Origin of the sequence: Cypionkella sp., assembly GCF_034376685.1 — a bacterium.
Taxonomy (GTDB): domain Bacteria; phylum Pseudomonadota; class Alphaproteobacteria; order Rhodobacterales; family Rhodobacteraceae; genus Cypionkella.
On record NZ_JAXMJJ010000071.1, the window covers coordinates 1 to 5,704 of the forward strand.

The 5,704-nt window shown below is 59.6% G+C and carries 6 protein-coding genes; 2 read left to right on the plus strand and 4 right to left on the minus strand.

What is annotated here, in order from left to right:
* Positions 1-967 (plus strand): M20/M25/M40 family metallo-hydrolase (locus tag U1A24_RS13420; protein ID WP_322322477.1); only part of this gene is annotated, 967 nt, incomplete at its 5' end.
* A 13-nt stretch (positions 968-980) separates the two neighbouring features.
* Here the strand turns inward: U1A24_RS13420 and U1A24_RS13425 are convergent.
* The 3 genes from U1A24_RS13425 to U1A24_RS13435 are packed head-to-tail and all read right to left on the minus strand — an operon-like array spanning position 981 to position 3,231.
* Positions 981-2,141 carry a dipeptidase gene (locus U1A24_RS13425; protein WP_322322478.1) on the minus strand — a complete coding sequence of 387 codons (1,161 nt, stop codon included), beginning with the start codon at positions 2,139-2,141 and terminating at the stop codon, positions 981-983.
* A gap of 49 nt (positions 2,142-2,190) precedes the next feature.
* Positions 2,191-2,664, minus strand: coding sequence for a RidA family protein (locus tag U1A24_RS13430; protein WP_322322479.1), 474 nt, complete (start codon positions 2,662-2,664; stop codon positions 2,191-2,193).
* 15 nt (positions 2,665-2,679) lie between these two features.
* Positions 2,680-3,231: a hypothetical protein gene (locus U1A24_RS13435; RefSeq protein ID WP_322322480.1), complete on the minus strand. Its 552-nt coding sequence runs from the start codon at positions 3,229-3,231 to the stop codon at positions 2,680-2,682.
* Positions 3,232-3,475: 244 nt separating this feature from the next.
* Between U1A24_RS13435 and U1A24_RS13440 the strand changes: the two genes are divergently transcribed.
* Positions 3,476-3,946 carry a PilZ domain-containing protein gene (locus tag U1A24_RS13440; RefSeq protein WP_322322481.1) on the plus strand — a complete coding sequence of 157 codons (471 nt, stop codon included), beginning with the start codon at positions 3,476-3,478 and terminating at the stop codon, positions 3,944-3,946.
* A gap of 41 nt (positions 3,947-3,987) precedes the next feature.
* Here U1A24_RS13440 and U1A24_RS13445 read toward each other — a convergent pair whose 3' ends face one another.
* Positions 3,988-5,517 carry a hypothetical protein gene (locus tag U1A24_RS13445; RefSeq protein ID WP_322322482.1) on the minus strand — a complete coding sequence of 510 codons (1,530 nt, stop codon included), beginning with the start codon at positions 5,515-5,517 and terminating at the stop codon, positions 3,988-3,990.
* Between the last annotated feature and the right edge of the window lie 187 nt (positions 5,518-5,704).

Below are 5,704 nucleotides of genomic sequence, written 5' to 3' on the forward strand. Positions count from 1 at the left end.
AGGCAAGATCGCCTATATCAGCCACCAGATGCGCCCCGCGCAGGACGGCTCGCATTATGGCTTTGCCGGGCCGGCACGCTGGGTTGGCGCAGGGATCGCGGCAAGCAAGGGCGCGATTGCCACCGTCATCAAATCGGTCGGCACCGATTACCACCGCAACCCGCACACCGGCGGCACCAGCTTTCCTGAAGGTGTGAAGCCGACCCCGGCAGGCGCGCTGAGCCTGCCCGATGCCGAGAACCTTGAACGGATGTTTGCCCGCGCTGGGGGCCGTCCCGTCACCATGAAGCTCGAAATGAACCCGCGCCAGATCGGCCAGACCCAAAGCGGCAACGTGGTGGCTGAGGTGGTCGGACGCAATCCGTCGCTCCCGCCGGTGCTGCTCGCGTGCCATATCGACAGCTGGTGGAATGCGCCCGGCGCGTTCGATGACGGGGCGGGTTGCGGGATCATCGCAGCGGCAGCGTTTCACGTGAAACATTCAGGCCAGCCCCTGCGCACCATCCGTATTTTGATGGCAGGCGCGGAGGAAACCGGCCTCTGGGGCAGCCAAGCCTATAGCAAGGCGCACCTGGACGAGCGCATCGCTGTTGGAATCGAGAGCGATTTCGGCGCCGACCGGATCTGGCGCTTTGACAGCAATTTCCGTGAGACCAACCCCGCCTTGCACAAACGCATCGCTGCTGCGGTCGCCCGGTTTGGCGTATCAACCAGCAACGAAGTTGCCACGGGCGGCGCCGATCTCAACATCGTGCGCGACCAGAAGGGCGCGCTGGTCGATCTGCAACAGGACGGCACCCGCTATTTCGATTTGCACCACACGCCCGACGACACGCTCGACAAGATCGACAAGGCCCAGCTGCGTCAGAACGTCGCGGTGTGGACGCAGGTGGTCGGCATCCTCGCCAATCAGGAAACCGCCATCCTGACCGGCACCCCGATCCCCGCCGCCCCGCCGATCATGTAGGCGCAGTAATTATTCAAACGGATTGCCGGGGCTCAACAGCGGCCATTATTCGCAGGAAGTTGCCGCCGATCAGTTTTGCGATGTCATCCTCCCCCATCCCGCCGCGCAGCAATCCGGCCACATAATGGGGCAGGCGGGCATAGGTATCGAACACGGGTTTGTAATTGGCATCCATATCCGTGCCCATGCAGACGTGGTCGATGCCGACCGCGTCGACCAATTCGAACGTTCGGGTAACGAATCCGCGCAGATCGGTGATCCCGATCCCCGCCGGCCACGCGCCCAGCAGACCGCCGCCGGTTTCGGCCACGGCTGACGCCAGATCGCGTGACACAAAGCGGGGGTGATCGATTCCGCCAGCCTTCGCCGGGTGGATATGGACATGGCTGGCCATGACCGGCTGGGTTGAAGCCTTGATAATCCCGAAAGCGGTGCCTTCGGATGCGTGGGCGACGTCAATCAGCATCCCGGCATCGTTCATGGCCTTGACCACTGCGATGCCTGCGGGGGTAATGCCATTGTGAACCGGCGTGCCGGTGATGATGTCGCCCAGTTCATTGGTGCGGTAATGCATCAGCGTGACGGATCGCACGCCATCAGCATAAGATTGCGCCACCCGATCGGCCCTGCCTTCGAGGAAATCCCCGCCTTCAACCGTGAACAGCGCGCCGGGCTTGCCAGCTTTGCGCGCGGCGGCGAAATCACTCACCGACCTGACTGGATAGACCAGCCCGCTGTCCACCAACTGCTGCAAGTTGGCGATTTGCCGCTGATAGCTGGCCCATGCTTCGCCGGGTTCAAATTCGCGAACCGCGGCGAGCCCTTCATCGACAAAGCCGATCGCCTGAAAATCGGCGACGGCGGCAAAGGCTGCCGCTGTCAGCCCTCCGGCCTGCATATCGCCGATGCTGCGGCTTTCGAAGGAGCCCAATATGACCGCCGCACGCGACATTCCCGAAACATTCTCTGCTCCGCTAACGAAGGTTCTCCCCGGATGGGCATGGGCATCAATCGACGGATATTTTTCCAGCAATGATCGCGCCGTTGCCAGCTCGTCAGCAGTGAAATCGTAACCCAAAGGAACCAGCGCGGGGTGTTTCAGCCGATAGGCGGCTGCGCCAAACCCGCCAACCACGACAACCGCCCCGCCGATCAGAAAATTGCGTTTTGTCATCAAAGCCATTGTGCGCTTCGACCCTTATTTTTTGAGTATTGAGGTCATTTCAGCGCCGGGCTTTGGCTTGCGGGCTATAGGCCCAGCATTCCAGCTCAACCCGCCCACCATAGGCGAGGCCGGTCGATCCAAAGGCGCTGCGGGCTGGCAAACGATCCGGTTTGAAATAGCCGACATAGACGGCGTTGAACGCTGGCCAATCATTCATGTCGGCCAGCATCACCGTGCATTTGACAACATCATCAAACCCTAGGCCATGCCGCGCCAAAACCGCGCCGATATTGTCCATGGTCTGGCGGGTTTCGCCCGCGATCCCGCCCGCCGCCAGCGTTGTTTCCCCCGGAGCAACGCCGATCTGGCCCGACAGATACAGCATGTCGCCCACTTGCACGGCTTCGGAAAACGGCATCCCTTCGGCGGCGTGATAGGTCGGCCCCTTGGCGCTCGACGCGGCGGGGGCAAGGGCGGCGGCCGCCGCCATGGCGGCACCGGTGGCGTAAAGGAACAAGCGGTTGCTTGGCATGAAAGGTTCTCCTGCCTATTGGCTTTCGGGCGGTGTGCCCTGTTTCAGAAGGCGCAGTCCCAACGCATAGACAAGCACCAGCATTGTCACGCCTGCAAACGACCATTTCAGGGTCGTAAAGATGCTTGCCAGCCAGGCCAGCGCCACCGGCTGATCCGGGTGCAGGCTAAGAAGCATGAAAACCGTGGCATTTTCCAGAATGTCGAAACCGAACAATAACAGCGGCGGCGCGAACGGCCAGCGGGCGTGTTCCAGCCGGGTGGTGCGTGTGACAAGCGCAATCGCCCAGACGAACAGCAGCGTATAGCTGATCGGATAGGCGATATCCGCCGTCACCAGAAACATCCGGTAGGAACTGCGGGCGGAATCCGAAAAAGCACCGATATTCGCAAATGCCGCAGCCGGGGTATAGGCAAACATCAGGTCTAGCGGCCCGGCGTCGGGGGTCGTCAACAATTCGGCCCCAATGCGCGGCATCACACCATAGCGAATGCCCCCGCAGATCAGGGCGACGATCACCAACCGCCTGATAGTTGCCGCCGCGATAAGCCTGTCGAATGGCGCCATTGTCGTTCCCTCCTTCGACGAGCTTAGAGAGTTTCTGAACTGTGTGAAATCAATTGGCAGAAAAGCCCAAGTGATTGACGCCGACCAGCCGCACGCTCCCGCCGGACCGCAAGAGAGGATTTACCAATTTTTCTTTATTGGGAGATAGAGTGCACGCACTAGCCATTCAGACCGTGCAATCCCGTTGCTTGCGAAGAATATTGCAAAGTGGGCACCGCCATGCGGCCGCATAAGTGATGACAATATGAACAAGAGCAGATCCCTCGACCCGGTAAAAGGAGCCAGCAACAGGCGGTATGCGCCGCGTTACGCTGTCCGTTTACCTGCTGTCGGAACTGATGCGGCGAGCAGCTTTGATGCTTGTATCAACTCCATTTCGTCGACGGGCATGTCAGTTCAGGTGCCCATTGAACTTAAAGTTGGGGAAGTTATCGAAATTGATCTTCCTAGCGCTGGCCTCACATCAGCCAAGGTCATCTGGAGCGATGGGGCAGTCGGTGGCTGCAATTTCGACACTCCGCTTGAAAGGAGTGTACTCAGTTCGATCAGGCTCAACAGCTATCCCACATCAGACTCCATGAACGGCTGCGCGTCGGCGGTCGAACTTGTTGACGCTGACCGGCGCTGGGCAGGCTCAACGCGGTTGGTCCTAATCATATCTGCGGCGCTGGCGGCTTGGTCTTTGGTGGTCACGGCGTTTCTTCTGGTTAGCTGATCAGCGCTGCGATCCCGCGAGCTTTGCGATCAGTGAATTACCTAGCGCTTTTGCGCCCAATTCATTGCAAACCATACCCAGCGCCATAATTCGGCCGTTACCGCATCGATTTCCTGACGGGCGTCAACCACTTTCACATCAACATCGCGTTCGCGCATCTCGCGCATCAGCGCGACGCGAAGTTCGAAGGCCGCTTCGCTGATGTCGCCAGGCTTGCGCCCGTTCGAGGTCGCAAAGTCGCAATCGAGGTGGATTGTCACGTCCGGCCTATGCCTCGCCATCCCGGCGTAGAGCCGATCTTCGATGCGCCATAGCCATGATGGCAGTTTCATATCCTCTGGTGGAGGCGTCGATGGGCCGTCCAGATAACCGCGTCGCAAATCTTGAGGCCAACGATCAGCAATGACGATCACCCCGCGATCGGCAAGCTGCTGGCATTTGCGCAATGCTGCGCGGCGCTGAACAGCAATAACAAGCCGCCAGACAGCCCGGCTAAATGCCTTGCGATAGGATAGTTTGCCGCCGCCACTGCGGCTGACGTGGTCATCAGATTGCGACCGCGCGCTGCGCAGTCTGGCGAAGGCCGAACGAAGGCGTCCGCGCCATGCCATCCAGGCCCCGTCGTTGGATCCCAGATAGACCCTTCCGCAGCGAAACCTCTCTCCGAACATTGCCTGTAGCCGGCTAGTTTGGGTGGACTTTCCGACCCCATCCGGGCCTATCAAGGCGACGACAATTCCGCGCGGCGACAATTTGCGCTTGGCAGCGTTGCGAGTGGGATCGTGCCTGCTCAAACGCCGCAGCACAGCGAAGGTCGCCTTGCGCACCCCGTGAAAAACGAGGTCAGTCAATGGCGCTAAAATACTGCTTGGCATTGCACCAGATCGCAGCGCCGAACGCATTTGGCGGACGGTTTTGCCTGGGATTGCGAACCCGCCTGATTGTCGGCGAACCTGACAAACAATCTCACGATCGGCGAGCCGGTAATGAAAATCCTGTGTTTTGACATCGACAGGTATCAAGTCTGCAAGAAGTGCCTCGCTGGCGCAGTCCAACCTTGCCCAACCGTTCATTGTCAACGATGACAGGGAGAAGATGGAGCGTAGGATGGCAATGCGCGCTGCCTCGACACCTGACACAACCGGTATGGGGGCATCAGCGAATAACCGGTTTTGCCAATCGGAGATGTCTTCAAAGCCAAGAGCCAGATAGCGCTTGTTGAATTTGGGGCCGATCCGCAAACCGAACGAAACATCGAAATGCAGCGCCGTGCCCGCGGTATCCGGCACGAACCAGTCTTCACGGCCTGACACAGCATTGTCATAGAGCCGGCTGCAGCTTGCCTGCACCCCGCCAAGATCAATCATGATGGCGCGAAAACTCGATGCGTCTTCGGAGTGGACAATCAGATCGAAGTCCATCGCACCAACCGCCGCCCGGTCGAGCAGCGCGACATTTTTGTACACGCCATATCGCAATCCTTCGGCCGCGAGGCGCTGCAACAGGATTGGCAGGATGGGCACCGCGCGTGCGCCCCGCGCTGTTGCGGAAATGGGGCGCTTTTCAGCCATGCGGGCGCACACCAGCATAGGGGCAGCAGTGCCTCGCGGTCACAACCAGACACATCATTTGTTCACCTTGGGCTTGCTTATGCGTTTGCGAACAACGCTCAGGCGTTCGACAATCAGATTGTTCAGCCAATCACCATTCTTGCCAAATAGTCCGCGGAATTGGAACCACATGACCATGGTGACCAAA

Bases quoted from the DNA above. Each gene is read 5' to 3' on its own strand.
- U1A24_RS13425 (WP_322322478.1), bottom strand. From the start codon at position 2,141: ATGACAAAACGCAATTTTCTGATCGGCGGGGCGGTTGTCGTGGTTGGC.
- U1A24_RS13430 (WP_322322479.1), bottom strand. From the start codon at position 2,664: ATGCCAAGCAACCGCTTGTTCCTTTACGCCACCGGTGCCGCCATGGCG.
- U1A24_RS13435 (WP_322322480.1), bottom strand. From the start codon at position 3,231: ATGGCGCCATTCGACAGGCTTATCGCGGCGGCAACTATCAGGCGGTTG.
- U1A24_RS13440 (WP_322322481.1), top strand. From the start codon at position 3,476: ATGAACAAGAGCAGATCCCTCGACCCGGTAAAAGGAGCCAGCAACAGG.
- U1A24_RS13445 (WP_322322482.1), bottom strand. From the start codon at position 5,517: ATGGCTGAAAAGCGCCCCATTTCCGCAACAGCGCGGGGCGCACGCGCG.